Here is a 26,495-nt window from a genome sequence, read left to right on the forward strand (position 1 = left end):
AGGTCGTTATGATCTCTCATCTGTCTGCTCGCGTTCTTTTGGCTTTTGCAACGAATAACGGGATTTCGCCCTTTGGGCAAAAGCTAATTTCGGGAAATGCCAAAACGGCGGACCTGCAAGAGGGAAAGGCGGATGAATGCGCCCTCTGCACAACGGGTTTTGGTGACAGCAAACGCCCGCATTCTGTGCTTTTGGTGACAGCCGGGGCCAGATAGGGTGTCACGACTCCTGTCACCCTTAACCTATTAACCTGGTCTAGAAATCATTTTTGAATTCAAACAACGCAATCCCGTATTTTCGGGGGCGTTGACAAAATACGGGATTTGGGGCTTTGCTTGGGACCAGATGGAATCGGCCCGAAGAGGTCGGCCAGCGAGGCGGCGCAATTGGCAGGGTGACGGCATGCAGATGGAAACACAACGGCTGACCGGCCCCGAGGCGGGCGGGCTGAAATACGATCTGCTGACCGCGCTGAGCGTTGCCGGGCTCAACGGCTCTCCGACTTTGCAGACCTCCCTGATGCGGCTGATCGCGCTGGTGACCGCCCGCTACAACTGGCGGGCCGATGAATTCAGCGTCGGCCAACGCGACATGGCGCGGATGTGGTCGGTGAACGAACGCACGGTGAAACGCGAAATGAAGCGGCTGACCGACGCGCGCATCGTGCTGTGCAAACAGCCCGGCGTGCGGGGCAGGGTGGGGTCGTACCGGTTGAACTATGCCCGGATCGCCGAACTGTCCGAGCCGTGCTGGCCGCTTGTCGGTCCCGACTTCGAACGCCGGATGGCCGCGCGCTACCGCAGCGGCGATGTGAAGGTCGTGCAGATGGCCGCCTACACGAAAACGCCCGAGTCAGAGACACATCCGTCCGAGACGGACGGAACCTGGCACGCGGTTCTGAAGGATCTTGAGGGCGACCATGCCGGTCTGGTGAATTCGTGGTTCGGGCGGTTGCGCTTTCTGGGTCTGGCGCGCGGCACACTGTCGATGGAAGCCCCGAGCGCCTTTGTGCAGCGCTACATCGAAACCCATCACCTGCCGCTTCTGGTGGCCGCGGTCGAGCGGCAAATCGGCCCGGTGACGTCGGTCCGCTTCGAAGGGGGCACGAAATGAACGTCACGCTTCGGGATCTGCCGCAGATACAGTCTCTGATACAGGCGAAAACGCTTGCGGCGCTGGTCGAACGCTACAGCCACGCGGAGGTGACGGACGCCCTTCGCACGCAGATACAGGGCTTGCGGGACGCGCTGCTGGCGGGCGAACAACCCGATTTGCCCGATTTCACGTCTGGCGCATTCGCCGCAACAATCGAGGCGACCATCGTGGCCCGGCGGACGCCGCCGTCATCGGGTGTGGTCAATGCCACCGGGATCCTGATCCACACCAATCTGGGGCGCGCGCGGCTGGCACCCGAAGCGCTGCACGCGGCGGCAGAGGCGGGGGAGGGCGCGCAGGCGCTCGAATTCGATCTGGAGACGGGCAAGCGGGGCGCGCGCGGCGCCGCGGCAGAGCAACTGGTCTGCCAGCTGACCGGTGCCGAGGCGGCGCTGGTCGTGAACAACTGCGCGGCGGCTGTGCTTCTGGCCCTCACGGCGCTCGCGCGGGGGCGGTCCGTCATCGCCTCGCGCGGCGAGCTGATCGAGATCGGAGGCTCTTACCGCCTGCCCGATGTGATCGCCCAGAGCGGGGCGCAGCTGCGCGAGGTGGGGGCCACGAACCGGACGCGCCTGTCTGACTATGTGCAGGCGGTGGACGCGGAAACCGCCGTGCTGCTGAAAAGCCATGCGAGCAATTTCCGGATCGTGGGATTCACCGGCGCGCCGACGCGCAGCGAACTGGCCACGCTGGCGCGCGAGCGCGATCTGGTTCTGATGGAGGATCTGGGCAGCGGCATCCTGATTGACCTGGCCGCGCAGGGGTTGGGGGACGAACCCGTTGTCGCGGACATCCTGCGCAGCGGTGTCGATCTGGTGATGTTCTCGGGCGACAAGCTGTTGGGTGGTCCGCAGGCAGGGATCATCGCGGGCCGCGCCGATCTGGTGGCGCGGCTGCGCGCGCATCCGATGTTCCGCGCCTTGCGCAGCGACAAGATGACACTCGCCGCGTTGGCCGCGACCTTGCGCCTGTATCTGCCGCCACATGATCCGCTGCGCGACGTGCCGGTTCTGGCGATGCTCGCAACACCGGTGGCGGAGCTGCGCACCCGCGCCGAAGCCATCGTGGCGCAGGTGGAGGGGCCGGTGGAGCTGGAGATCACAGACAGTGCCGCGCAGGTCGGGGCAGGGGCGATGCCGGAACGTGATCTGCAGAGTGTCGCGATTGCCCTGCGCCGCGAGGGGCAATCGGCGGACGCGCTTGCCGCCGCCCTGCGCGGGGCGCAGACGCCGGTGATCGGGCGCATTCACGCGGGCCGTGTCCTGCTGGACATGCGCAGCACCGCGCCGTCGGATACGCCCGCGATCGTCTCGGCGTTGCGCGCGCTCTGCCCATGACCTGTAGTGTGGTCGTCATTGGCCACGTCGACCATGGCAAGACCTCCTTGGTTCGTGCGCTCACAGGCCGCGATACCGACCGGCTGGAGGAGGAGCGCAGGCGCGGCCTGTCGATCGTACCGGGCTTTGCCCATCGCAGCTATGCCGCTGGCGTGGTCGATTTCATCGATGCGCCGGGGCATGCGGATTTCATTCACGCAATGGTGCGCGGGGCCAGCGGTGCACGGGCGGTCCTGCTGGTTGTCTCCGTGCGCGAGGGGATCGCGGCGCAAACCCGCGAGCATCTGCGCATTGCCGAATTGCTGGGTCTGTCCGATGGCGTCGTCGCCCTGACCCAATGCGACGGTGTGGACCCCGACCAGATTGCCGCCTGCCGCGACGAGGTTCGTGCTGCCCTCGCGGCAACCGCCTTTGCCGATGCGCCGGTCCTTGCCTGTTCGGCCAGCGAGGGATCGGGCCTCGACGACATACACGCCGCGATCGGGGCGCTGTCCGCGCGGCCGGTGCGGGTGGATGCGCCAGGCCACGCGTTTCTGCCCATCGACCGGGTTTTCACCGTGCAGGGCAGGGGGGTCGTGGTGACCGGCACGCTTCTGGGCGGGCCGATTGCCACCGGCGACAGCCTGCGGATCGTCCCGCAGAACAGGGATGCCACCGCACGCAGCTTGCAAAGCAGGGGAGAGCCGCAGGACCGCGTAGATCCCGGCGGGCGCGTGGCCGTGAACCTGCGCGGTGTCGATGCCGGGGATCTTGCCGCGGGCGACACGCTGGTTGCCGGTGCGGATATCGCGGCGTCGGATCACTGGGATGTGGAGGTCGCGGTGCTGGACGGGGCCACGGGCCTGCGCCACATGCAGCAGCTGCGCGTGCTGATCGGGACTACTGCTGCCGTTGCGCGGCTGCGGCTGCTGGACAGGCCGTCCGAGGGGCTGCGCCCGGGTGCGCGCGGTCTTGCCCGGTTGCAGTTCGACCGCCCGCAGGTCGCTTTCGCGGGCCAGCGCGCCGTGTTGCGCCACCTGTCTCCGGCGCAGACCTGCGGCGGGCTGACCGTGCTGGACCCCTCTCCGCCCGATCTCCGGCTGCGCGACCGCGAAGCGGTGCTGGGGGCCGCTCAGGCGTGTGATCCGGTGCAGATCGCACGGGCGATGGCAGGGCAGGGGCCCGCGCCGCTGACCGATATCGCCAGATTGGCGCGACAGGCGCCCGACACGCTTTGGCCGCTGCTGCGGGGTCATTTCCTGCGGGTCGAACCGGATCTGATCGTGCCGCGCGACGCCCTCGATGCGGGCAAGGCAGGCCTGCTGGCGGCGCTCGCGGCGGCGCACGCCGAACGCCCGCTGCGCGCCGTGGTGGCGCGGCGGGCGCTCGGCCTCGCGCCGGATATGCTGGCCGTCGTCGAACGGGCCTTGCAGGAAGACGGTGCCATCCGCGTCGAGGAGGCGGGGCTGGCGCTCTGCACCCACGATCCCATGGCGCAGATGGATGCAGCCGCGCGCGACTGCGCCGAACGCATCGAGGCGCATCTGCGCGAGGGCGGCATGTCGCCGCCGGATCTCGGCGCGCTGGACGGGCAAGAGGCGGATATCCTGGACCTGCTGCTGCGGGACGGTCGCGTGGTGCGGCTGGAAAACGTGGGGCTGGGGCAGTGGATCCTCTTCCACCGCGATGCGCTGGTGGCCGCCGCGCAGGAGTTGCGGCAGGCGTTTCCTCCGCCCGCAGTCTTTCGCACCGGCGCCGCCCGCGCCGCGCTGTCCACCACCCGCAAGTTCATCGTGCCGGTGCTGGAGCACTTCGACCGCACCGGTATCACCCTGCGCGAGGGCGACGCGCGGCGGATGGCCCCTTGACCCGCGCCACCCGACGCTACACATTTGCGTAGACACTTTGACAGACGGAGCATCCCATGACAGCCCTCAACATCCGCGACATCGGTGCCGAACGTAAGGCCGCACTGGAGGCAGAAGCCCGCGCCGAGGGCGTTCCGGTGGCCGAGATCGTGCGCCGCTTCGTCGACGAGGGCGTGGCCCGCGCCCGCGCCGCCCGCGCGCAGGAGGCATGGGTCGCCTCCGCCCGCGACGCGCTGGCGTTCGAGGCGGACAAGCTCGACACCGAAGGGCCGACACTCGCCAGCTTTCGCCACGCCGCCGGCGGGTGAGCCAGTTCGCCCTCTACCGGCTGCGCGGCGGCGGTGAAATCGTCTGCCGTATCCAGAGCGATCTTGGGACCGATACCGCCTATATCCTGTCGGCACCGGTCGTCGCGCGCGCGGGCTGGGGGATGCCGGTGCCCCTGCTGCATGTCCCGGTGACGGTTGCGGGCGATCCGCACCTCGTTCTGATGACGCAGATGGTTGCGCTGCCCGCGTCGGAACTCGGCACGCCCATCGGCAGCGCCGAGGGCGCGCGCGACGATATCATCCGCGCCGTCGATCTTCTGGTGACGGGGTTTTGAGGCGTTGCGTTCGCCGCGCGAGGCCTTAGTCTTGCGCCCAACGGAGGTGACTGGAGTCTGGTGGCTTCCCTGGTCTTCAAAACCACGGACGCGCTCTCGGGGCGCGTGGTGGGTTCGATTCCCATCCATCTCCGCCACCGGAACCGAACGAGGAGACAGAACAGATGACCACCCCCCGCCCGAGCTTCTCGCTGACAGGACTGGATGGCCAAAGCCACGCTTTTGACAGCACCGGTCCGGTGCTTGTCTGCTTCGTCAAGGAAGATTGCGAAACCTGCAACACCGCCGCACCGGTTCTGGCCGGTCTGCACGCCGCCTATGGCGCGGAAATGCCGATGCTCCTCGTGGGGCAGTCGGGGGCGGAAAACGCCACCTACGCGCAGCGGCACGGGCTGGAAATGCCGGTGCTCGACGATGCCGGCTGCCGGACCTCCTTTGAGTGGGATTTCGAGATCGTGCCCGCCCTCTACTGGATCGACGCGGAGGGCACCGTCCAGCGCCATTTCGAAGGCTTCGTTCGCGAGGACTGGCAAACGCTGTCTTCCGATCTTGCAGCGGCAACGGGCCTGCCGGCCGCCGCGATCGACTGGGACGCGCTGCCCGCGTGGCGCCCGGGCTGCGGGTCCAAACACCTCGACCCCGATCTCTACGACAAGTTGCGGGCAATGGCGGACGGTGACAGGATGCTGGCACGGCGGATCGATATCGCGTCCGTCGACGACGAGGTCGAGTTCATGTTCGATCAGGGCTTCTCCGACGGTCTGCCCCTTGTCGCGCCCACGCCCGAACGGGTGTCGCGGATGCTGGCGGGCACGCACCGCGACCCGCAGGATGTGATCGCCACCGTGCCGCCCAACATGGGCCAGGCCACGGTCGAAAAAATCGCGATCAACGCCGTGATGGCCGGCTGCAAACCGGAATACCTGCCGGTCGTCATCGCCGCGGTCGAGGCCGCCTGCACGGATGAATTCAACATCCACGGTGTCACCGCGACCACGATGGGGGCCGCTCCCGTGGTGATCGTCAACGGTCCGATCCGCAACCGCATCGGGATGAACTCGGGCCTCGCGGCGCTCGGCGCCGGCAACCGCGCCAATGCAACCATCGGGCGGGCGCTGCGGCTGGTGGTGCGCAATGTGGGCGGTGCCACGACCGGCGGGGTCGAACGCTCGGCCCTCGGCAACCCGATGAAATACACCATGTGTTTCGCCGAGGCCGAGGAACGCTCGCCATGGCCGCCTCTGCATGTCGAACGCGGCTTCGATGCCGAGGATTCGGTTGTCACGGTGATCGCGATGACGGGCGGACCGGTGCACATCGTCGACCAGACATCGCGCGCGCCCGACCAGATCGCGGGATCGCTCGGGCAGGGGCTCGAGGGGCTCTACCTGCCCAAGATGCACAACCTGCCCATCGACGCGCTGCTGGTGGTCTGCCCCGAACACCTCAACACGCTGATGCGCGACGGCGACTATTCCAAGGAGCGGCTGCGCGAGCGGATCCAGCAGGTCACCTCCCGCCCGCTGAGCGAGATGGTCGCCGACGACGACTCCGGCGCGGGCATCGCCCAGGAAATGGCCGCCCGGATGGGGGCGGAAGAACTCGCGCAGCTGGCACCGAAATTTGCCGGTCACGAATACATCCACATCGTTGTGGCCGGCGGGGAGGCGGGCAAGTTTTCCTCCGCCTTCCACGGCTGGGCCACGGGGGAGGTCGGCTCGGTCGCCGTCTCGCGCAAGATCGACCTCGGCTAGGCGACGGGGCAGGGGGCGCGCGCCGTCCCCTGTCTCCATTTTGCCTTTAAACTCAATCCCGCACTCTCAGCCTGCGCATGCTTTGGTGTTACCCGCCACGGGCTCCAACGCGGTGCTTGCGCGCAGGGCATACCGCGCCGTAAGCTGGGGGTGAAAGGAGGAAGAATATGGTCACAATCCTCGATCCCACGAACGAGACGACACCGGTCGAGCGGCAGATTTCCGCACGCGCGTCAGGCCTGTCGGGAACGCTCGGGTTGCTCGATATCAGCAAGCCGCGCGGCTCCGTGCTGCTTGATGAACTCGAACGCCTGATCGGCGAGCGGGCACCCGATGTCACGGTGCGCCGCTACCGCAAACCGACATTCGCAAAACCCTGCCCGGATGCGCTGCGCGCGCAGATCCGCGACGAATGCGATCTGGTGATCGAAGGTCTCGCTGACTGAGGGTCCTGTACGACGTGCAGTATGCACGACACAGTCTGGTTTGAAATCCAGGGACTCCCGTCTGTCAGCGTTGCCTCGTCCGAGTTCGATCAGGCCGCAGATGTTCAGCGCCGTGCGCTGGGGATGCAAGACGCGGCCTATGTGCTGGTGCCGCATCCCATCCAGGACGCCACCGACGACGAAATGCGCGCGAAAGCCCGCGATGCGGTCGACACGATCCTTGCCGCTCTCGTTGCCGATAGCTGAAAAACCGGGGCGCGCGTGATCTCTCACGCGCGCCCCCTTTGATGTTTGCCGGCCCTGCGGGTGCGATCAGTTGCGCGCGCGGCGGCAGACGCCTGCATCGTCGCAGAACACACCGGCAAGCCCGCCGATGATCGCGCCGCGGTCACCGTTGCCGCCGACGACCTTGGCCGCGCCATAGCCTGCCGCGGCACCGACCAGCGCGCGCTCCATGTCGCTGTCGATGGCCGCGCCCGGTGCACAGGCAGAAAGAAGCGCCGCTGCGGCGATAAGGGAATAAACTGTTTTCATGTCTTGGTCTCCTGAGGGACCGGCACGCGTCCGGTATCGTTAAGGGATGCGCCGTGGCGCGGGTGGCGTCGGGGCAAAGCGGCGGGCGGTTTCATGCGCCCCCGGTTCTGATCGCCGATGCCATCCCTCTACGACAGCCTCGTGCAGCTATCCGATAACGAAAGGGGCGGGGTGGCGAACTCCCGCCACCCCGCCCCTTTCGTTATCGGATAACAATGCGTGGACACTCCGCCGGGCGGGCCCGAAAACCCGCCCGGCGCATTGCTACTTGCCGTAGAAAACCTCCGGAAGGTACAGGGCAATCCCCGGGAACAGGATGATCAGGCCGACACCGATCAGCGTCACCACCACATAGGGAAAGACCGAGGCATAGATGTCACCCATGGTCACATCCGGCGGTGCCACCCCCTTGAGGTAGAACAGGTTGAACCCGAATGGCGGCGTCATGTAGCCGACCTCCATCATGATGATGAAAAGGATCCCGAACCAGATCGGATCGAACCCTGCCGCAGTCACCACCGGCAGGAACACCGGCAGTGTGATCAGCATGATACCGACCGGATCAAGCACCATCCCGAAGAAGAACAGCACCATCAGCATGAAGAACAGCGCCCCCCAGCGTCCGCCGGGAATCAGGGTCATGATGTCCTGGATGAGGCTCTGCGCACCGAGCGCCGTATAGGCGGTCGAAAACGCGTGGGCGGCAAAGAGGATCCACATAACCAGTGCGGTCAGCTTCAGCGTGTCGATGGTCGCGCGATGGATCACCCGGCGGCTGAGCTGCCCGTTGATGCCGGTCGCCACCATGGCGCCGAAAACGCCGATGGCCGCCGCTTCGGTCGGCGTGGCAAAGCCGCCGAAGATCGCGCCAAGCACGATCACCACGATCAGGATCGGCAGGATCACGGCCTTCAGCGACCGCAGCTTCTGGTTCCAGTTCGCCCGCTCCTCTTTCGGCAGTGCGGGTCCGAGATGCGGCTGCAACCAGCAGCGCACGCCGATGTAGATCGACACGAGGATGAACAGCGTCAGTCCCGGCCCGATACCGGCGGCGAACAGGCGCCCGACCGACACTTCGGTCAGCAGCGAATAGAGAACCATCAGGATCGACGGCGGAATCAGGATCCCCCAGCCGCCCCCGGCGTTGATGGCCCCCAGCGCCAGCTTCTTGTCGTACCCCCGCTCCAGCATCTTGGGCAGGGCGATGGTGCCCATCGTCACGACGGCGGCCCCCGAAATACCGGACATGGCGGCGAAAATCACGCAGATCAGGACCGTCCCAATGGCCAGGCCGCCGCGCAGGCCGCCCCACCATTGGTGCATCATGTCGTAGAGGTCATTCGCAACCCCCGACTTCTCAAGCAGGATCGCCATGAACACGAACAGCGGAATGGCCATCAACGTCGGCGATTGCATCGTCTCCCACATCTTGGAGGCCAGCAGGTAAAACCCGATCGGCCCCATTTCGAAATAGAGAAACACCACCGACACGCCGCCCAGAACGAAGGCCAGCGGCGTGCCCAGCATCAGGAAGACCAGAAGGCTTCCGAAGAACAGGATCGTCAGTAGTTCGACGCTCATCTTTGCATCTCCTGCGCGTTTTCCTCGGTCTCGTCCGGGTCACCGGGCTTGCCGAAAATATCATCGGGAACGGGCAGGCCGCGCAGCACGCGGATATCGGCCCAAAGCCGCACAACCCCCTGCAACAAAAGCAGGATCGCGGCGACGGGGATCAGGGCCTTGGTCGGCCACAGGGGCGCTTTCCAGACCGAGTTCGAACGCTCCATGTCCTCGATCGCGTCCGAAGCGATGTCCCACCCCTGCCAGAGCAGGACACCCACGAACAGCAGGAACAGAGGCCATGTCAGCACGTCCAGCAAAGATCGCTGCCGCCGCCGCAGGCGCCCGTAGAAAATATCGACGTTCACATGGCCGCGTTCGGCCAGCAGATAGCCACCGCCGATGATCGCATAGGCGCCGAAGATCAGCGTCGCCAGTTCGGCGGTCCAGATCGTGGGGCTGCCGACGAGATAGCGCATGACGACATCGGCCAGCAGAAGGGCGAAGATGACGAGCACCGCAAGCGATACCCATCGCCCGATAAAACGGTTAACGCGCGTGACGGCGCGGGCGAATTGCAACATGCCGCGTACCTCCTTGAAAAAGGGAATGGGACCGTAAAGACGAAAAGACGGGCAGCCCCGTCAGGGGCTGCCCGCCAATCGAACACCGGGCTTAGACGTAGCCCATGTCCTTCATCAGTGTCCGGTAGACGTCGGCAGCCTTGGCCGCGCGCTCGCCCTTCTGGCCTTCGGTCTCGAGGATCGTGGCCGAGGCATTGGCGAGCATTTCCAGCACGTCGTCGGGCAGCTGCACGACCTCGATGCCCTCATTCGCCACACCTTCGGACAGCGCGATCGCTTCCTTGTGCTGGTATTCCGCCGAGCGCAGGAAGAAGCGCGTGGTGATGATTTCCTCCAGCGCGGCGCGCAGGTCCTCGGGCAGCTCTTCGAGCGCATCGATGTTCATGACGAACGCGTCCGTGGTCTGGGCCAGAACCGGCTTGTAGTGGTATTTGCACACTTCCCACAGCGACATGGATTGCGCGCCGATGGCCGCACCCCAATGCGCGCCGTCCACCACGCCCGAGCTGAGCGACTGGTAGAGTTCGGAGCCCGCGATATATTGCGGCGCGGCCCCTGCGGCGGCGAGGTAATCCAGCATCGAACCCGAGGACCGGATCTTGAGGCCCTGGAAATCGGCGGCGGATTCGATCTTCTTCGACAGGGTCATTTCCGTCGGCAGGACCTTTTCGCACATCAGGTGCACACCGTCGGCGTTCAGTTCTTCGTTGACCAGCGCCTCGACGCCGAGGTTCTTCATCGCGTGTTCCATTTCCCACGCCTGACGCAGGGTGCCGGGGATGCCGTAGACGAATGTCGCGGCCTCGGCCTGGTCGTTGATGTAGGACGGGCTGATCGTGCCCATCGGGACAACGCCCTTGCGCACGATGTTATAGATGTCGGGGCCCTTGGCGAATTCGCCCGCGCCCAGCAGTTCCAGTTTGAACGCGCCTTCGGTCTTTTCCTCAAGCTGCGTTGCGATCACACCGAGGCTGTCGGTGAACGAGCTCGATGCCTTTGGCCAATGCGCCTGCACGCGCCATGTGACCTGGCCCTGTGCCAGTCCGGCACCGACAAGCGCGGGTGTTGCGACGGTTGCCGCTGCGGCGCCGCGCAGCATCGTTCTGCGGTTGATGTTCGCTTTTGTCATGATTTTCTCCCTATGGTTTTTCAGTGTCGGCGCGCCGCTCCACCGGCGTGCCTGCCCCTTGGCGAGGGGGTAATGTCGTGCGCTGATCCTGACCTGTCTCAGGGGAATGCTCAACTAGATTATTGACGGAGCTGGCGATTTGTTTCGCACAGCGGAATTCCGGACCGCAAAAAATGGGGCGCGGTTTCCCGCGTCGGGCCGATTGCGGGGTTTTCGCCGCGCGGGCGCTCTGCCGCGCTTATGCCTTGGACAAACCGGGCGCGATGGGCAAAGAAAGGGGTATGACATCCCGCCCCGATATTCCGCGCGACAGATGCTGAGCGCCGCGCCCCTGACCCGTGATCTGGTTCTGATCGGTGGTGGCCATGCCCATGCGCTGGTGCTGCGCAAATGGGGCATGGATCCGCTGCCGGGGGCGCGTCTGACGCTGATCAACCCCGGCCCGACGGCGCCCTATACGGGCATGTTGCCGGGTCATGTGGCAGGCCACTACAGTCGTGACACGCTCGAGATTGACCTGATGCGGCTCTGCCGTTTCGCGGGGGCGCGGCTGATCCTCGGCCATGCCACGGGCATCGACCGCGAGGCGCGGACGATCCAGGTCGAGGGGCGCGGCCCGGTGGCCTACGATGTCGCGTCCTTCGACATCGGGATCACGGCGGCGATGGATATCAGCGGGTTCGCCGATCATGCCGTGGGGGCCAAGCCGCTCGACCGCTACGCCCGCGCCTGGCGGGGGTTTCGCGATGCCGTGGCGGCGGGCGAGAAACCCGCGCGTGTTGCGGTGATCGGCGGTGGCGTCGCGGGGTGCGAACTGGCGATGGCGATGGCGCACGCCCTGCGCGCAGGCGGGGCCGCGCCGCAGATCACGGTGATCGAGGCGGGGCCGCAGATTTCCGGCGTGGGGGGGCGTGCGCGCGCGCGGCTGCTGCGCGCCATGGGCGATCTGGGGGTCACGGTTCTGACCGGCGCGCGCATCACGGACATCACGGGGGATGCGGTACATCTGGACGGGCAGGAGCCGGTTGCGGCGGCGCTCTGCGTGGGGGCGGCGGGCGCCTTCGCCCATGACTGGATCGCGCGGACCGGTCTGCCCCTGCACGAGGGCTTCATCGTGGTCGAACCCGACCTGCGGGTGAAGGGCTGCGACACCCTCTTCGCGGTGGGCGACTGTGCGCACATGCCTTTCGCGCCGCGCCCGAAGGCGGGGGTGTTCGCCGTCCGCGCCGCACCGGTGCTGCACGACAATCTGCGCGCCGCCCTGTCGGGGGGGCCGATGCGCCCGTTCCGCCCGCAAAAATCCTATCTCAAGCTGATCTCGCTGGGCGACAAATCTGCGCTCGCGGAAAAATGGGGGCTGGCCTTTGCCGCGCCCGCACTCTGGCGCTGGAAAGACCGGATCGACCGTGCCTTCATGGACAAGCTGTCGGAGCTGCCCGCAATGGCCGCGCCCGACCTGACCGGGCCCGTCGCCGAAGGCGTGCGCGACGCAGACCAGCGCACCCCGCTCTGCGGCGGCTGCGGGGCCAAGGTGGGCGGGGGCGTGTTGCGCGCGGCACTTGCGGGCGCGACAGACGGACATCCCGACGTCGTTACCGGAACCGGGGATGATGCGGCGATCCTGCGCCAGCCCGGCGGCGGGTTTCAGGTGCTCAGCACCGATCACCTGCGCGGCTTCGTCGAGGACCCCGTGATGATGACCCGCATCGCGGCGGTGCACGCGCTTGGCGATGTCTGGGCGATGGGCGCCGCGCCGCAGACTGCGCTCTCTACGCTGATCCTGCCGCGCATGTCCGCCACCCTTCAGGACCGCACCCTGCGCGAGATCACCGATACCGCCCGCGAGGTGTTTGCCGCGGCCGGTGCCGCGCTGGTGGGCGGGCATACGACGATGGGGGCCGAGCTGACCGTGGGCTTTACGGTAACGGGCACGCGGGCCACGATGCCTGTCACCAATGCAGGCGCGCGCGCGGGCGATGTGCTGCTGCTGACCCGCCCGATCGGGACCGGCGTGATCCTTGCCGCGCATATGGCCGGGCGCGCGCCGGCGCGGGTTCTGGCCGACACGCTGGAGCGGATGGCCCGGCCGCAGGCGGGTGCTGCGCGGATCCTGTCCGGCGCGCATGCGATGACGGATGTGACGGGCTTCGGCCTTCTGGGTCATGTGCAGGCGATCTGCAGCGCCTCGGGGGTACGGGCCGAGATCACCGGCAGCGCGGTGCCGGTCTATCCCGGTGCGCGGGCGCTGTCCGATGCGGGGGTGGCGTCTTCGCTGTTGCCCGCCAATACCGCGGATGTGGCGGTGACAGGTCTGGCCGATCCGCTGCTTTTCGATCCGCAGACGGCGGGCGGGCTGCTGGCCGCAGTGGCGCCGGACCAGGCCGAGGCAGCCCTGAGCGCGCTGCGCGAAGAAGGCGAGGAGGCAGCGATCATCGGCACGCTGCGCGCGGGCGCGGGGCCGATCACCGTCAGCTGAAGCGGCCCACCAGCGTCCGCGCGGTCGCGGCCAGTGTGCCGGGATCCAGCGCGTCCAGCGCGATGCGCTCGGGGGTGATCTTCGCGCGGGCCTGCGATTTGGCATAGCGCGGATCGTAATGCACCTCCATCAGGGCACGGGCAACCGTGCGCCAGTCGCCCGCCGCCGCCCGCTGCTGCCAGTCCTCGATCACCGCCGCCGCGTGGTAGGGGCGCAAATCGTCGATGCGCGCCACCAGCCTGTCGCGGTCCGCGACCAGATCCGGATAGGCGTCGCCCAGAAACCCCGCGCGCGCGTCCAGCGGCGCGGAGATCTCGACCCGCGGCGCCGCGCACATCGCCGACCACAGGGCAGGGGGGATAATCCGGTCCCCGACACGGCTGCTTTCGCTTTCGATCCACGTCATCCGCTCGGGATCGAGCGCGTCCAGCGCGGCGGCGAGGCGGGATTCAAACATCTTCTGCGCGGGCTGCTCCTCGGACACGGCCCCGAACAGCGACCCGCGATGGGCGGCCAGCTCTTCGAGGTCGATCACCTGCGCCCCGGCGTCGCGCAGATGGTGCAACAGCGCCGTCTTGCCGGTGCCTGTCCCGCCGTCCAGCAGGGTCACCCGGTGCGGCAGCTTGCCCTCGTAGAGATAGCTGTTCACCAGGCCGCGATAGCTGCGGTAGCCCCCCTTGATCAGATGCACCCGCCATCCGACCTGATCCAGAATCGTGGCGAATGCCCCCGACCGCTGGCCGCCGCGCCAGCAATAGACCAGCGGCTGCCACGCGCCGTCGTATTCCGCGAGCGGCCCCTGCAGATGCGCCGCGGCGTTGCGCGCAACCAGCGCGGCCCCGACCTTGCGGGCCAGAAACGGGCTGTGCTGCTTGTAGATGGTGCCGACCTCGGCGCGCTCCGCATCGCTCAGCACCGGCAGGTTGATCGCGCCGGGCACGTGATCTTCGGCGAACTCGGAGGGGGCGCGCACGTCGATGATCGTATCCGCGCCGGTTGCAGCGATCGACCGCAGCGATGTCAGGGAATGGGGTGTCATGGTGTCCTTGCAACCGGCAGCAAACCGTCCTGATGGGCATGTAGCACGCCCCGCGCAAAATCCCCATGGCGGGCGCCACAAATCACGTCTTTCGATTTATACTTGGAGTTGCGATCGTTTCGTATGGATGGGTGAACTCCTCTCAAGGGGCATTTGCCGCGGATTTCCACACCTCGAATGCGTCGTGCCGATGGTAGAGGATGGTGAGTGGGACCGGTAGCACAGCAAGAGCCAGACAACATGGGCGATGCTCTGGGGCGGAGACGATGAGACAGACAACTGGTCGGTATAAATCCCCAGCCGAGAAGGCCAATTCAGAGAACTGCTGGATTTTGCGCTTTCAGTTAAGGTCGTTCGATTGCAGGAACCCTGTGACAACGGAATGCAGCTTGGGTAGAGCACGCTCTGCAACCATGAAATGGGCGCCGTTCGGGATGATTTCATATCGTTTCGTCACGGACCCGAGGCCGGCAAGCAAACGACAGGCATCGGCATGTGTGGATATCGGATCGGCATCCCCACGAACCAGCAACGTCGGAGCGGTAATTCGCGAGCAATCAAAAACCGCTTTGCCACTGAATACACAGCTTAGATCGACCAATGTACCGTTTGGAACCTGAAACCGCTGCCCGGGTTCAGAAGGATCTATGTAGTCAGCGACCATCCTCTCAAGCATACCTTCTGGCCGCCAACTAGGTGTCTCCTGCGGTGGAATTTCAGCGTCCCAACGGCGCCGCAGGTCGTCAAGCGACACCCAGCGATATGCACCGAACTGGCGTTCGAGGTCGTCGGTATCCAGCGGATGCGCAGCCGGAGGAAGCCAGTCGGGGCGCGTCTCGGTCTGCGCATAAAGCGGGGCATAGAGGATCAGCCGACGCACGCGGGCGCGTGCATGATCCGCCATGAACATGCCACAGACCACGCTGCCCCATGATCCGCCCAAGAGATCGGTCTGCCGTGCGCCGGTTTCGGCCAGAACAAAATCCACAGCATCGGATACATCCGTCAAAACTTCCGACGCCCGCGCGTAGGCGCGCGCATCTTCGGCGGGTCCTGCAAAACAGGCCGGGCGTGTTGATCCACCATAGCCACGCAAATCGAGCGCGAAGACCCGGTGGCCGTCCTCAGCCAAACGGTCCATCCAGGACCACCCCGGCAGCGCGGCATCCCACAGCGCGCTGGCGATCGTGGCGCCATGGACCAGCAACAGTGGCGTCGGCCGGACCGCCACACCGGGCGGCGGGCGACGCTCACGCAGATGCAGACGCAGCGCGGGTGTATCCGACGATGCGATTTGGTGCGTAAAGGCTGCGGGCCCTTCAGCACCGGTTGAGACCGCAATCCGGTTCATAGCAGCGACGGCAGAAATGTCACCAGCCCGGGCACCGCTGCGAAAAGGGCCAGACCGAACAGGAAGATCGCAACCACAGGCCAGGCGCTGCGGTATATCTCCTTGAGGCTGGTGTCCTGCGCTGCCCCCTTCAGGGCAAACAGGGTGTAGCCGAATGGGGGCGTTATGCTCCCGATGGTCAGGTTGATCAGGAAAAGCGTCCAGAACCACATCGGATCAAACCCGTATGTGCGGATGATCGGCTCATAGAGCGGGATCGCCAGCAACAGGAAGGCAAACTGGTCTACGAACATGCACAAGATCAGCGGCACAAGCATGAGGATCACAAGCATCACCCAAGGATCGATCGTGAGATCCCCAATGAACGAAATAAGGCCCGCAGTCGCCCCGACAAAGGACAACAACTGTCCAAACAGCTTTGAGCTGGCTACGATCAGCATGATCATCGCGCTGATCCCGACCGATGATTGCAGCGAGTCCCAGATCATCGACAGCGTGAACCGCCGGTAAATGATTGCGGTGATAGCCGCGCCCAGAACGCCGGAGGCTGCCGCCTCTGACGGGGTCGCGACGCCCAGAAGGATCAGCCCCATGACAAAGAAAATCACGATTCCGAATGGGAGTGTGCTGACGATGGCGCGCAGCTTGCCGCCCGGTGTGCGCTCTTCGGCGGCCTGCGCAGGCGGTGCCAGCTTGGGATTCATGCGGATCCGTAGAGCAACGTAACATCCCATGAGGGTGGCCAGCACGACCCCGGGCAGCAGCCCGGCGATCAGCAGCCCAGCGATAGAAACATTGTTGACCAACGACCCGATGACGATGACCAGAAGGCTGGGCGGGATAATCGGAGCGAGCGACGCACCGCCCAGGATGGTGAAATTCGAGAGCCCCTTGTCATAGCCCTTTGCCGTCATCTGCGGCAGCAACGAGCGCCCCAGCATTGCAGCCACGGCAACCGCCGAGCCCGACAAGGCGCCAAAGACGGTCGACAGCGCAATCACCAGGAAATAAAGCCGTCCGCGCATCCCGCCGATCAGCTTGTCCAGCGCGTTCGACAGGACCTCGACAGATCCTGAGCGGAATAGGATTTCCCCCATCAAGATGAAAAGCGGGATGGTCACGAATGTCTCGGACGTGACGGTTTCGTAAATACTGTTGGTAAACAGGCCGAACCCGCGCGGCCCGATCACCAGAAGAACGCCGCCGAAATTCGCAACCAGAAAGGCTGCAAAGACCGGCAGGCCGCAGGCCATCAGCATCAAAAGCACGCCCAGCGACAGCGTCAGTGCCCAATACCATTCCATGTGATTATACCTGTGTTCTGTCGTGACCCAGACGCGACCGATCAAGCGCCAGGGACAGGAATTGCAGGGCAACCAGCGCGAACCCCACCGGAATGAAGAGGAAAATCCACCATTTCGGCACCGCGATCGTGCCCAGAGTCAGAATGCCCGAGCTCATCAGGCGTGCTGTCTCTTGTGCGGCAATCCACGCTACGCCGCCCGAGATCAGTCCGGTAGATAACGCCAGCGTTGTTTCAACGGCCCCGCGAATGCGACCGGGAAGGCTGTCGACCAATATGGTGATGGCCACATGGGTGTTGCGTCGTGCAACCTGTGGCGCTGCCAGCATCAGCGTGGCGCACAGCAGATAGGTGATGGTGTCCCGGCTCCAAAGCGTGGGCGATGCAAAGGCGTACCGCATCACGATCTCCATGCAATACAGGGCCGTGATCGCCAGAAGCAAAAGTGCGCTGATCTGAAAAGCGGCCAGCGTTACCGCGTCAAGAATACGGAACACCGGCGCAAGCATGTGGTGCAGCCGGGAAGACCCGGCTGCGTTGTCGTTGGAAGGACCGGTCATTTTAACGGGTCATGCCGTTGTTTTTGGCCAGCTCGCGCAGATTGGTCGCATCATCGCCGGACACTTCGGTCGCGACTTCCCATACGCCCTCTGCCCAGAGGCGTTCAAATTCGGATGCCTCGGACTCGGAGAAATTGGTCACGGTCATACCATTCGCAAGGAGCCAATCGTATTCCTCGACCTGCAACTCGTCGAAATGCGCTTGGGCCTGTATTTCAAGATCACGCCCGGCGGAGGAAAGTGCCTCCTGTGTGGCGGGCTCAAGTGCGTTCCACGCATCGAGGTTCATGAAGATCATCACCCCGACCTGCCCGAACACCGGGTCCGCCATATAGCTGATGATCTCGTTCCATTTCAGGTCGCGTGCCCCTGTCAGCCCCCACGCGGCGCCGTCAACGGTGCCCCGCTGCAGTGCTGTATAGATATCACTGACCGGCATGTTGAGCGGACTTCCCCCCAGCGCCTTGATCATCGGATGATACGACACCGTGCCCCGGATGATCCGCCCGTCAAGACCCGGCGTACCGGTGATCGGTTCGCGCAGATAATAGCGAAAGCCCTTGGTCCCTGTGGACGGCGCCGAGATCAGCTTCATACCAAGCTTCTGGTAGTGCTCGTCGATATAGTCGATCACGCCGACATCGCGCCGCTTTACCGGATCAACATCGATCGCGTCGATGGAAAGGCCGACGGACGTCGTGCCAGAGTGGTATGCAGGGTGGGTGAACAGCAGGTCAAAAACGCCGGCCTGAACCGGTTGAAACTGCTCGAACGTCGGAACGGCGTCTGGCCCGGTAAAGCTGATGGTCGTATTGCCACCGGTCTTTTCTTCGACCAATGCAATGAATTGCGGGCCGATTTCGCGGTACCAGACGAAGTTGGGCGAGAAGCCCGACAGCATTCGCAGTTCTTCGGCCTGTGCTGCGGGAGCGAATGCCCCGCCACCTGCAAGCCCGGTCGCCGCGACGGCGAGCGCCCGCAAAAAGGATGTGAATTTCCCGGTCATATCGTTTCCCCTCCCAAGGATGGTTGATTGACAACACTTTAAGTTTCGTCACTATTTGTCCCATATGGAACAAAGTCAAGTCCCATATGGGACAATCTGGGAAGGGTGCGATCAAAAACATCGTGACGATGGCACGTAATTTTGTCATCACGCGGAAGCAAAGCGTGACAGAGGACAGGAATGATGACCGAGAAAAAGGATGAGCGTTTTGCCGATGCAATAAACATCCTTGAAGAGAGCGAAATCGGAGCGATCTGGCAAATATGCTTTATCGCCAACAGCTTCACCTTTCCTGTTTATGCAAATTTCGACAAGACACATGGCATTTCCAGAATGGAGTTTGTGGTTCTCTACGTCACGGCACATCGGGCCAATATGATGGCGTGGGAAATCTGTCGGATCACCGGCTTGCCAAGGAACAACATCAGTCGCGGGGTGAAAAAGCTGGAACAAAAGGGGCTCGTTTCCAGAGCCACAGACCCCAATGATGCCCGCCGTTCCCTCCTTAATCTGACCGAAAAGGGGAAGGAACTGTATCGCGAACTTGTCGTGCCATATGCTGACCGCGCAGAAACGGTGCTTTCGCTGCTGGACGATTCTGACCGCGCCGCTCTGACGGATATTACGCTGCGCCTGTCGCGCAAGATAGCCTTGGCAAATATTTCCTAGGGCCAGGCCAACGGGGACTGTTGCGTTAAATTACGACGGCCTCATGGACAACAGCGTTGTAGGCGGGCCTATGCGGCGGCGGGGTCGAACAATCCGTCTATGAACGCGATCTCGCCGGTGACCTCTGATTGTTTGTGATGGATGTGACCGCGTCTGAATATCCTTGAAAAGGTTGTGGAAGCCGCAATTTCGCACTTCAGCACATATTACATAAACTTCATTATCTGCGGCACTGAAGCAGATCAGTGCCCTATTGGGCGACGCGGCGGCAACAGCCGCCAGCCCCTCAGCTCAGCACATCTGCCACGGCGCGCGCCAGCGTGGCCTCGTCCTCGGGGTTCAGCGCCGGATTGCCCGCGCGGTGGCCCCAGATCGACTCGATGACGCGAAACTCGGCATTCGGCATCTGCGCGGTTTCCGCTTCGCTGTCCTCCGGCGTGAAATAGAGGTCCGTTCGCGACGGCATGATGATGCTGCGCGCGGTGATCGCTCCCAGCGCCGCGCCCAGATCTCCGCCAAAGACCGCGTTGTCAGAGATGTCCGAGACCATCCATGTCTCGAGGCTCGCCAGCAGGTCATGGGCGTCGCGCCGCAGGAAATTCGCCTCCCACGAACGCACCAGAAAATCCTCGAGCGACGCAAATCCCGCACCCTGCCACAGACGCTCGCGATAGAACGCCTGGCTCATGGCCCAGCCGGCATAGACGCGCCCCATGGCGCGCAGGCCCTGAACCGGATGCGCGGTGAAATGATCGCCGCGCCAGTGCGGATCGCCGGTCAGCGTAGCGCGGACCCCTTGCAGGAAAACCTTGTTGTGCTCGGAGGTGCGCGCCGATCCGCAGACGGCGACAATGCGCGCGACCGCATCGGGAAACAGCGCGCCCCAGTGCAGCGCCTGCTGTGCACCCATCGACCAGCCATAGATCAGCGCCAGCCGCTCGATCCCGAACACCTCGCGCAGCAGGGCGCGCTGCGCGTGCACGTTGTCCCAGTGGGTTACCAGCGGAAACCGTCCGGGCCCGAGGGGCTGCGCCACGTTCGAAGGCGAGCTCGACAGGCCGTTGCCGAACATGTTCGGGATGACGATGAACCATTTGTCGGGGTCCAGCACCCGCCCCGGCCCGATCAGCCAGTCGATATCCGAATGCTGCGCCCCGTAGGAGGTGGGATAGAGGATCGCGTTCGACCGGTCGGCGTTCAGGGTGCCGTAGGTCCGGTAGGCCAGCCGCGCCGTGGGCAGCGTCATCCCGCGCTGCAGCCTGAACTGCGGCAGATCGAAGGTGCTGTGCGTCACGTCAGGACAACCGCATCAGCAAACCGGCCATCAGCCGCGCCCGCTCGGCCAGACTGTCGACGTGGATGTGTTCGTTCAGCGTATGCAGGTCCGCCCCGCGCACGCCCAGCGAATCAAGCGTCGGAATGCCCATCGCACCGGTGAAATTCCCGTCCGATCCGCCGCCCTGGCTCCGGCCCTGCAGCTCGAAACCCAGCTCCTTGGCGATGTCTTTCGCCACCGCGAAAATCTTGGCCGTGCCGGGGGTGTCGGGGTGCCAGACCGGGCGCGTGACCCCGCGTTCGACTTCGAAAGCGACGCCGTTCACCTCGCCCTGAAGGGCCAGCATGCGTTCCACCCCGTGGTCGAGGTCTTCCTGCTTTTTCGCCATGCTCAGCGCCTCGGCATCGCAGAAGGAGGACACGCAATTCACCCATTGCCCGGCGTGGATCACACCGACGCTGAAGGTGCAGTCGGGGCCGGTCATCTCTTCGATCTCGCCGATCTTGCGGGCCATGGCGGCGATTGCGGATTTACCGTCCGACAGGCGCGCGCCGGCGTGGCTGGGCTGACCGACGGTCCGCAGGTTGAACCGCGCAATCGCGTAGCGCCCGATGGTCACGCCGCCGTCGTCATGGCCCGGTTCGGGCACCAGCACATAGGCGTTGCGCGCGGCCTCCGCCTCGATCAGGTCGCGGGTCGAAGGCGTGCCGACCTCTTCATCGGGGGTAAACAGCACGGTCACGGGCAGCGGAGTCTCCAGCCCCGCCCGCGCAAGCTGGCGGATCGCCTCGAGGCTGATGTAATTGCCACCCTTCATGTCCATGATGCCCGGCCCGTAGCACAGATTGCCCTCGCGCCGGAACGGCAGCACGTCGAGCGTGCCAACCGGATGCACCGTATCCATGTGCCCCGCGATCAGGATGCCCGGCACGCGTCCGCGATCGGGGTGCGGCAGACGCGCGCGCACCGATCCGCCAAAGCCCATGCGCCCCGGAATACGTTCGACCTGCGCGCCCATCGCGGCCAGATCATAGGCCGCCAGATCCATCATCCGGTTCACGGCGGCAGCGTCGAACGTCGGGCTCTCGCATTCGACCCACGGGCGCAGGCCGGCCAGCATCTCGTCGGTATCGAAAGGTAATTCTAGCGGATTCATCTGTATCTTCCCTTCAGCTGGCCAACCGGCGTTCCACGATACGCGCCATCACCGACGCCCCCACCGGCAACACTTCGGGATCCAGAAAGAAGCTGGGGTTATGCAGACCGGTGGTGCCGGAGTGGCCGATGCGGCAATAGGCACCGGGCACGACCTTGAGCATATCGGCGAAATCCTCCGACCCGGTGGCGGGTTCGTCCGTGCCGCTGATCTTGTCCTTGCCGACGATGTCGGCCGCCGCCTCCATATAGGCCTCCGACAGATCCGCGTCGTTCATCAGCACGTCGAAGATGTTGCGCAACTCGATGTTGATCTCGACCCCGTAGGCGGTGGCAAAGCCCGCGCAAAGCGCGCGCATCCGGTCCTCGGCGATGTCGCGCACCTCGTCCTTGAAATAGCGGATCGTGCCCGCAAGCTTGGCGGTATCGGGCACCACGTTATAGGCCGATCCGGCGTGGATCTGCGTCACCGACAGCACGCAGGTATCCAGCGGCGGCACGTTGCGCGACAGGATCGTCTGAAGATCGCCCACAAGGCTCGATGCGATGATCAGCGGATCGCGCGATTGATGCGGCATCGCCGCATGGCTGCCCTTGCCCTGCACGGTGATGTCGAAAAACGAGGCCCCCGCCATCGCCGCGCCCTTGCAGATACCGACGGTCCCCGGCTCTCCGTTCGGGGAGTTGTGCATCCCGTAGACTTCGTCGCAGGGGAACCGGTCGAACAGCCCGTCCGCCAGCATCCCGCGCGCGCCGCCCAGACCTTCTTCGGCGGGCTGGAAGATCAGCACGGCAGTCCCGGCGAAATCCCGCGTCTTCGCCAGATGCTTGGCCGCGCCCAGCAGCATGGTGGTATGGGCGTCGTGGCCGCAGGCGTGCATCACGCCGGGGTTGGTCGAGCGATAGGCGAGGTTGGTTTCCTCTTCGATGGGCAGCGCGTCCATATCGGCGCGCAGACCGATCCGGCGGTCGCCCGCGCGGCTGCCCTTGATGATCCCCACGACGCCGGTGCCCGCGATGCCGGTGTGCACCTCGTCCACGCCGTAGGATTTCAGTTTATCGGCCACCACGCCCGAGGTGCGGTGTTCGGTGAACCCGATCTCGGGATGCGCGTGCAGATCCTTGAAGATCTCCTCCAGCTCGGTGGTGCTGTCGGCGATGATGGGCATGATATTCATGTAAAGCTTTCTCCGGTGTTACTCTGCGGCCTCGGCGAAAGGCCGGAAATTCGCGAAATCCCAGTGGCGACCGGGTGCGGCGGCGATCAACGCCTTGGTATAGTCCTGCTGCGGCGATCCCAGCACCTGTGCGGCGGGGCCGTATTCGACGACCTGCCCGTGCTGCATCACCAGCACATCGTCGCAGACCTGCGCCGCGACGCCGAGGTCATGGGTGATGAACAGGATGCCGAGGCCCAGACGCTCCTGAAGCTCGGCCAGCAGTTCGAGAACCTGCGCCTGTACGGATACGTCGAGCGCCGATACCGCCTCGTCCGCGACCAGCACATCGGGGTCCATGGCCAGGGCGCGGGCGATGGCGATGCGCTGGCGCTGCCCGCCCGAGAACTGGTGCGGGAAACGGTCGACGGCGCTCGCCGGCAGGCCAACCAGTTCCAGCAGCTCGCGCGCGCGCTTCATTGCCGCGTCGCGGGGCACGCCGAAGTTCAGCGGGCCCTCGATGATCGACTGCCCGATCTCGATGCGCGGGTTGAGCGAGCGCATGGGATCCTGGAAAACGATCTGGATATTCTTGCGCTGCGGCTTCAGCTCCTTCTGGCTGAGATGGGCGATATCCGTGCCGCCCACGCGGATCGCACCCGATGTGGGATCGATCAGCCGCATGATGCAGCGCGCCACCGTGGTCTTGCCCGACCCGCTTTCGCCGACGATGCCCAGGGTACGGCCCTTGGGGATGGTGAAACTGACGTTCTGCGCCGCCTTCACTTCGCGCCCGCGTCCGAACAGGCCCGCGCCGCCGTAGGTTTTGCAAAGGTCGTCCGCCTCCAGCACGATGTTGTCCGAAGTCCGCGGCCGCTCCATCCGCGGCACCTGGCTTGGCACCGCGCTCAGCAGGTCGCGGGTATAGTCGGTCTGCGGCTTCCGCAGCAGGTTGTCGACGCTCTGCGTCTCCATCACCTCGCCCAGCTTCAGAACGGTCACATCGTCGGCGATTTCCGATACCACGCCCATATCGTGGGTGATGAACAGAACCGCCGCGCCCTGTTCCTCGCGCAGCTCGCGAATCAGATCGAGGATCTGCGCCTGCGTGGTCACGTCCAGCGCGGTCGTCGGCTCGTCCGCGATCAGAAGCTGCGGACGCATCACCAGCGCCATCGCGATCATGATGCGCTGGCGCTGCCCGCCCGACAACTGGTGCGGAAAACTGCGGTACATCTTGTCCACGTCCGGCAGGTGCACCTGCTCCATCATCTCCTTCACGCGGGTGCGCCGCTGCGACTGGGACATGTCGGAGTGGAACTCCAGCACTTCCTCGATCTGCTGGCCCACACGCGCGACCGGGTTCAGCGCCGTCATCGGCTCCTGAAAGATCATCGACATCGACGTGGCGCGCAGGTTGCGCAGCCGCGACTGCCGCGCCCCCAGCAGCTCCTCGCCCTTCAGCTTGATCGACCCCGCGATGGGTTTCAGCACCGGCGGCAACAGACCCATGGTCGCCAAGGCGGTCAGCGATTTGCCCGACCCGCTCTCGCCGACCAGACAGGTGGTCTGGCCGGGCTCGATGCTCAGGTTCAGGCCCTTGACGACCTGGCTGTCCGCATCGCCGTTCAGCGCGATGCGCAGGTCCTTGATATCCAGAAGGCTCATCTTTCGATTCCCCGCTTTGCCATGCGCGGATCCAGCGCGTCACGCACTGCATCGCCCAAAAGGTTGATGGACAGGATTGTCACCGACACGACCAGACCGGGCCAGAGCACGATGCCCGGGTTGATCTGGAAATAGATCCGGCCCTCGGCCATGATGTTGCCCCAGCTCGGTGTCTCGGGGTTGATGCCCGCGCCAAGGAAACTCAGGATCGCCTCGGTCAGGATCGCACTGGCGCAGATATAGGTGCCCTGAATGATCAGCGGCGCGATGGTGTTGGGCACCAGATGCCGCCGCATGATCAGCCAGGTGGGTGTGCCCGCGGCAATCGCCGCCTCGACATAGGGTTCTTCCCGCGCCGACAGCACCAGCGACCGGACCAGCCGGATCACCCGTGGCACCTCGGGGATGGTGATCGCCACCAGCACCGTCCAGAGGCTCGCGCCCCAGAGCGACACGATGGCGATGGCCAGCAGGATCGACGGGATCGCCATCAGGCCGTCCACCATCCGCATCAGCACCGCGTCGAGCCAGCGGATGTATCCCGCCAGCAGGCCGAACAGCAGCCCCAGCACCACGGCGAAAATCGCCGCCGCGATCCCCACGACCAGCGATATCCGCCCGCCGTAGATGATCCGCGAAAACAGGTCGCGCCCGTAGGCATCGGTGCCCAGCCAGAAATCCTCGCTCGGCGGTTTCAGACGCACCGACGGCGACAGGCGCACCGGATCGTGCGGCACGACCCAGACGGCAAACAGCGCCGACAGCACGATCACCACGAGGATCGCGGTAGCAAGTGTCACCAGCGGACTGGAAAACACGATCTCGCGGGCGCGCCCCAGCGGCGACACACGGACAGGAACGAGAGCGGAAGCGGATTGATCGGTCATGAATAACGGATCCTCGGGTCAAGCAGCACATAGGCGATGTCGATCAGCAGGTTGATGACGACATAGATAAGAGAGGCGAGCAGGATGACCGCCTGAATGACCGGATAGTCCCGGCTCAGCACGGCATCGACCGTCAGACGGCCCAGCCCCGGCAGGTTGAACACGGACTCGGTCACGACAACGCCCGAAATGATCAGCGCGAAACCGATGCCGATCACCGTGATGATCGGCACAGAACAGTTGCGCAGCGCGTGGCGCATCAGCACCTTTCGTTCCGGCAACCCCTTGGCGCGGGCCGTGCGCACGTAATCGTCGCCCAGAATTTCCAGCATCGAGGTGCGGGTGATCCGCGCGATCAGCGCGATATAAAGCAGCGTCAGCGTCAGCGTCGGCAGGGCGATGCGGTGGAAGAACGGACCGACACCCTCGCCGATGGGGCGGAACCCCTGCACCGGAAACCAGCCCAGCTGCATCGAGAAGAGCGAAATCATCAGATAGCCGATCACGAAGACCGGCACCGAAAAGCCCAGCACCGACAGCAGCATCACGAAGCGGTCGATCAGCGTGCCCTGCTTCCACGCCGCGATGACACCCAGCGGTACGGCGATGATGACGGACAGGATGATGGTGGTCAGCGCAAGGCTGATGGTCGGCTCCATCCGGTCGGCGATCAGTTCCAGCACCGGTTTGCCGGACAGCACCGACGTCCCGAAATCGCCGCGCAGCAGATCGGTGATCCAGTTCAGGAACTGCACCAGCAAGGGATCGTTGAGCCCCAGCGAGGTGCGGATCGCCTCGAGCTGTTCGGGCGTCGCGGTATCGCCGGCGATGATTGCTGCGGGGTCACCGGGCGTCAGCCGCAAGAGCAGGAACACGAAAAGCGCGACAAACCCCATGACAGGGATCGCGGCAAGAATACGCTGCACGATGTAGAGGACCATGAGAACGGACCTTTCGGGTCAGGAATTTTCATTGATGGGCCCCGGCCCCCGTCGCAG

General features: G+C 64.8%; 25 protein-coding genes and 1 tRNA gene. 11 read left to right on the forward strand and 15 right to left on the reverse strand.

What is annotated here, in order from left to right; all coding sequences use genetic code 11:
- The 9 genes from ABMC89_RS18510 to ABMC89_RS18550 form a co-directional block, all read left to right on the forward strand.
- On the forward strand, positions 1 to 215 hold a 215-nt coding region (locus ABMC89_RS18510), incomplete at its 5' end, for a hypothetical protein (RefSeq protein WP_349570635.1).
- 187 nt (positions 216 to 402) lie between these two features.
- Positions 403 to 1,113, forward strand: a complete 711-nt coding sequence (locus ABMC89_RS18515) for a hypothetical protein (protein ID WP_349570637.1) — start codon at positions 403 to 405, stop codon at positions 1,111 to 1,113.
- Positions 1,110 to 2,492, forward strand: a complete 1,383-nt coding sequence (gene selA / locus ABMC89_RS18520) for an L-seryl-tRNA(Sec) selenium transferase (RefSeq protein WP_349570639.1) — start codon at positions 1,110 to 1,112, stop codon at positions 2,490 to 2,492. Before ABMC89_RS18515 ends, selA begins: the two co-directional genes overlap by 4 nt.
- On the forward strand, positions 2,489 to 4,339 hold the full coding sequence (selB, locus tag ABMC89_RS18525; RefSeq protein WP_349570641.1) for a selenocysteine-specific translation elongation factor: 1,851 nt from the start codon (positions 2,489 to 2,491) through the stop codon (positions 4,337 to 4,339). The genes selA and selB overlap by 4 nt, the downstream gene beginning before the upstream one ends.
- 56 nt (positions 4,340 to 4,395) lie before the next feature.
- Positions 4,396 to 4,647, forward strand: coding sequence for a hypothetical protein (locus ABMC89_RS18530; protein ID WP_349570643.1), 252 nt, complete (start codon positions 4,396 to 4,398; stop codon positions 4,645 to 4,647).
- Entirely contained in the window at positions 4,644 to 4,943 is a 300-nt protein-coding gene (locus ABMC89_RS18535) for a CcdB family protein (RefSeq protein ID WP_349570645.1), read from the forward strand. The genes ABMC89_RS18530 and ABMC89_RS18535 overlap by 4 nt, the downstream gene beginning before the upstream one ends.
- Before the next feature lie 42 nt (positions 4,944 to 4,985).
- Positions 4,986 to 5,080 (forward strand) — tRNA-Sec (locus ABMC89_RS18540).
- Positions 5,081 to 5,107: 27 nt separating this feature from the next.
- Positions 5,108 to 6,697: a TlpA family protein disulfide reductase gene (locus ABMC89_RS18545; RefSeq protein WP_349570647.1), complete on the forward strand. Its 1,590-nt coding sequence runs from the start codon at positions 5,108 to 5,110 to the stop codon at positions 6,695 to 6,697.
- Positions 6,698 to 6,864: 167 nt separating this feature from the next.
- Complete coding sequence (locus tag ABMC89_RS18550; protein ID WP_349570649.1) at positions 6,865 to 7,389, forward strand: UGSC family (seleno)protein; 525 nt, start codon at positions 6,865 to 6,867, stop codon at positions 7,387 to 7,389.
- Positions 7,390 to 7,455: 66 nt separating this feature from the next.
- Here ABMC89_RS18550 and ABMC89_RS18555 read toward each other — a convergent pair whose 3' ends face one another.
- The 4 genes from ABMC89_RS18555 to dctP (ABMC89_RS18570) all read right to left on the reverse strand — a co-directional run bounded on the left by ABMC89_RS18555 (position 7,456) and on the right by dctP (ABMC89_RS18570) (position 10,950).
- Positions 7,456 to 7,677 carry a hypothetical protein gene (locus tag ABMC89_RS18555; RefSeq protein WP_349570651.1) on the reverse strand — a complete coding sequence of 74 codons (222 nt, stop codon included), beginning with the start codon at positions 7,675 to 7,677 and terminating at the stop codon, positions 7,456 to 7,458.
- 264 nt (positions 7,678 to 7,941) lie between these two features.
- Positions 7,942 to 9,258, reverse strand: coding sequence for a TRAP transporter large permease (locus ABMC89_RS18560; RefSeq protein ID WP_349570653.1), 1,317 nt, complete (start codon positions 9,256 to 9,258; stop codon positions 7,942 to 7,944).
- Complete coding sequence (locus ABMC89_RS18565; protein ID WP_349570655.1) at positions 9,255 to 9,821, reverse strand: TRAP transporter small permease subunit; 567 nt, start codon at positions 9,819 to 9,821, stop codon at positions 9,255 to 9,257. Before ABMC89_RS18565 ends, ABMC89_RS18560 begins: the two co-directional genes overlap by 4 nt.
- Positions 9,822 to 9,912: 91 nt before the next feature.
- Positions 9,913 to 10,950: a TRAP transporter substrate-binding protein DctP gene (gene dctP, locus ABMC89_RS18570; RefSeq protein ID WP_349570657.1), complete on the reverse strand. Its 1,038-nt coding sequence runs from the start codon at positions 10,948 to 10,950 to the stop codon at positions 9,913 to 9,915.
- 313 nt (positions 10,951 to 11,263) lie between these two features.
- On the opposite strand from dctP (ABMC89_RS18570), the gene selD reads away from it, so the two are divergent.
- Positions 11,264 to 13,426: a selenide, water dikinase SelD gene (gene selD, locus ABMC89_RS18575; RefSeq protein WP_349570659.1), complete on the forward strand. Its 2,163-nt coding sequence runs from the start codon at positions 11,264 to 11,266 to the stop codon at positions 13,424 to 13,426.
- Here the strand turns inward: selD and mnmH are convergent.
- The 5 genes from mnmH to dctP (ABMC89_RS18600) all read right to left on the reverse strand — a co-directional run bounded on the left by mnmH (position 13,419) and on the right by dctP (ABMC89_RS18600) (position 18,685).
- On the reverse strand, positions 13,419 to 14,465 hold the full coding sequence (gene mnmH, locus ABMC89_RS18580; RefSeq protein ID WP_349570661.1) for a tRNA 2-selenouridine(34) synthase MnmH: 1,047 nt from the start codon (positions 14,463 to 14,465) through the stop codon (positions 13,419 to 13,421). The two genes, selD and mnmH, sit on opposite strands and share 8 nt — an antisense overlap.
- A 340-nt stretch (positions 14,466 to 14,805) precedes the next feature.
- Complete coding sequence (locus tag ABMC89_RS18585; RefSeq protein ID WP_349570663.1) at positions 14,806 to 15,816, reverse strand: alpha/beta hydrolase; 1,011 nt, start codon at positions 15,814 to 15,816, stop codon at positions 14,806 to 14,808.
- Positions 15,813 to 17,120 carry a TRAP transporter large permease gene (locus ABMC89_RS18590; protein ID WP_349570665.1) on the reverse strand — a complete coding sequence of 436 codons (1,308 nt, stop codon included), beginning with the start codon at positions 17,118 to 17,120 and terminating at the stop codon, positions 15,813 to 15,815. The genes ABMC89_RS18585 and ABMC89_RS18590 overlap by 4 nt, the downstream gene beginning before the upstream one ends.
- 4 nt (positions 17,121 to 17,124) lie before the next feature.
- Entirely contained in the window at positions 17,125 to 17,679 is a 555-nt protein-coding gene (locus ABMC89_RS18595; RefSeq protein ID WP_349570667.1) for a TRAP transporter small permease, read from the reverse strand.
- Position 17,680: 1 nt separating this feature from the next.
- Positions 17,681 to 18,685, reverse strand: coding sequence for a TRAP transporter substrate-binding protein DctP (gene dctP / locus ABMC89_RS18600; protein WP_349570669.1), 1,005 nt, complete (start codon positions 18,683 to 18,685; stop codon positions 17,681 to 17,683).
- Positions 18,686 to 18,868: 183 nt separating this feature from the next.
- Between dctP (ABMC89_RS18600) and ABMC89_RS18605 the strand changes: the two genes are divergently transcribed.
- The gene (locus tag ABMC89_RS18605) at positions 18,869 to 19,354 is read left to right on the forward strand and encodes a MarR family winged helix-turn-helix transcriptional regulator (RefSeq protein ID WP_349570671.1); all 486 of its coding nucleotides are present in this window, start codon (positions 18,869 to 18,871) and stop codon (positions 19,352 to 19,354) included.
- Between the two features lie 286 nt (positions 19,355 to 19,640).
- Here ABMC89_RS18605 and ABMC89_RS18610 read toward each other — a convergent pair whose 3' ends face one another.
- From ABMC89_RS18610 to ABMC89_RS18635, 6 genes are read right to left on the reverse strand one after another with little or no spacing between them, the layout of a single operon-like run.
- Positions 19,641 to 20,648, reverse strand: coding sequence for an alpha/beta fold hydrolase (locus ABMC89_RS18610; RefSeq protein ID WP_349570673.1), 1,008 nt, complete (start codon positions 20,646 to 20,648; stop codon positions 19,641 to 19,643).
- 1 nt (position 20,649) lies between these two features.
- On the reverse strand, positions 20,650 to 21,786 hold the full coding sequence (locus ABMC89_RS18615) for a M20/M25/M40 family metallo-hydrolase (RefSeq protein WP_349570675.1): 1,137 nt from the start codon (positions 21,784 to 21,786) through the stop codon (positions 20,650 to 20,652).
- A 13-nt stretch (positions 21,787 to 21,799) separates the two neighbouring features.
- Positions 21,800 to 22,963, reverse strand: coding sequence for a M20 aminoacylase family protein (locus ABMC89_RS18620; RefSeq protein WP_349570677.1), 1,164 nt, complete (start codon positions 22,961 to 22,963; stop codon positions 21,800 to 21,802).
- Positions 22,964 to 22,981: 18 nt separating this feature from the next.
- Positions 22,982 to 24,610: an ABC transporter ATP-binding protein gene (locus ABMC89_RS18625; RefSeq protein WP_349570679.1), complete on the reverse strand. Its 1,629-nt coding sequence runs from the start codon at positions 24,608 to 24,610 to the stop codon at positions 22,982 to 22,984.
- Positions 24,607 to 25,497, reverse strand: a complete 891-nt coding sequence (locus tag ABMC89_RS18630) for an ABC transporter permease (protein WP_349570681.1) — start codon at positions 25,495 to 25,497, stop codon at positions 24,607 to 24,609. The genes ABMC89_RS18625 and ABMC89_RS18630 overlap by 4 nt, the downstream gene beginning before the upstream one ends.
- On the reverse strand, positions 25,494 to 26,438 hold the full coding sequence (locus ABMC89_RS18635) for an ABC transporter permease (RefSeq protein WP_349570683.1): 945 nt from the start codon (positions 26,436 to 26,438) through the stop codon (positions 25,494 to 25,496). The genes ABMC89_RS18630 and ABMC89_RS18635 overlap by 4 nt, the downstream gene beginning before the upstream one ends.
- Positions 26,439 to 26,495 lie beyond the last annotated feature (57 nt).

Origin of the sequence: Sulfitobacter sp. HNIBRBA3233 (genome assembly GCF_040149665.1) — a bacterium.
Classification (GTDB): domain Bacteria; phylum Pseudomonadota; class Alphaproteobacteria; order Rhodobacterales; family Rhodobacteraceae; genus Sulfitobacter; species Sulfitobacter marinivivus.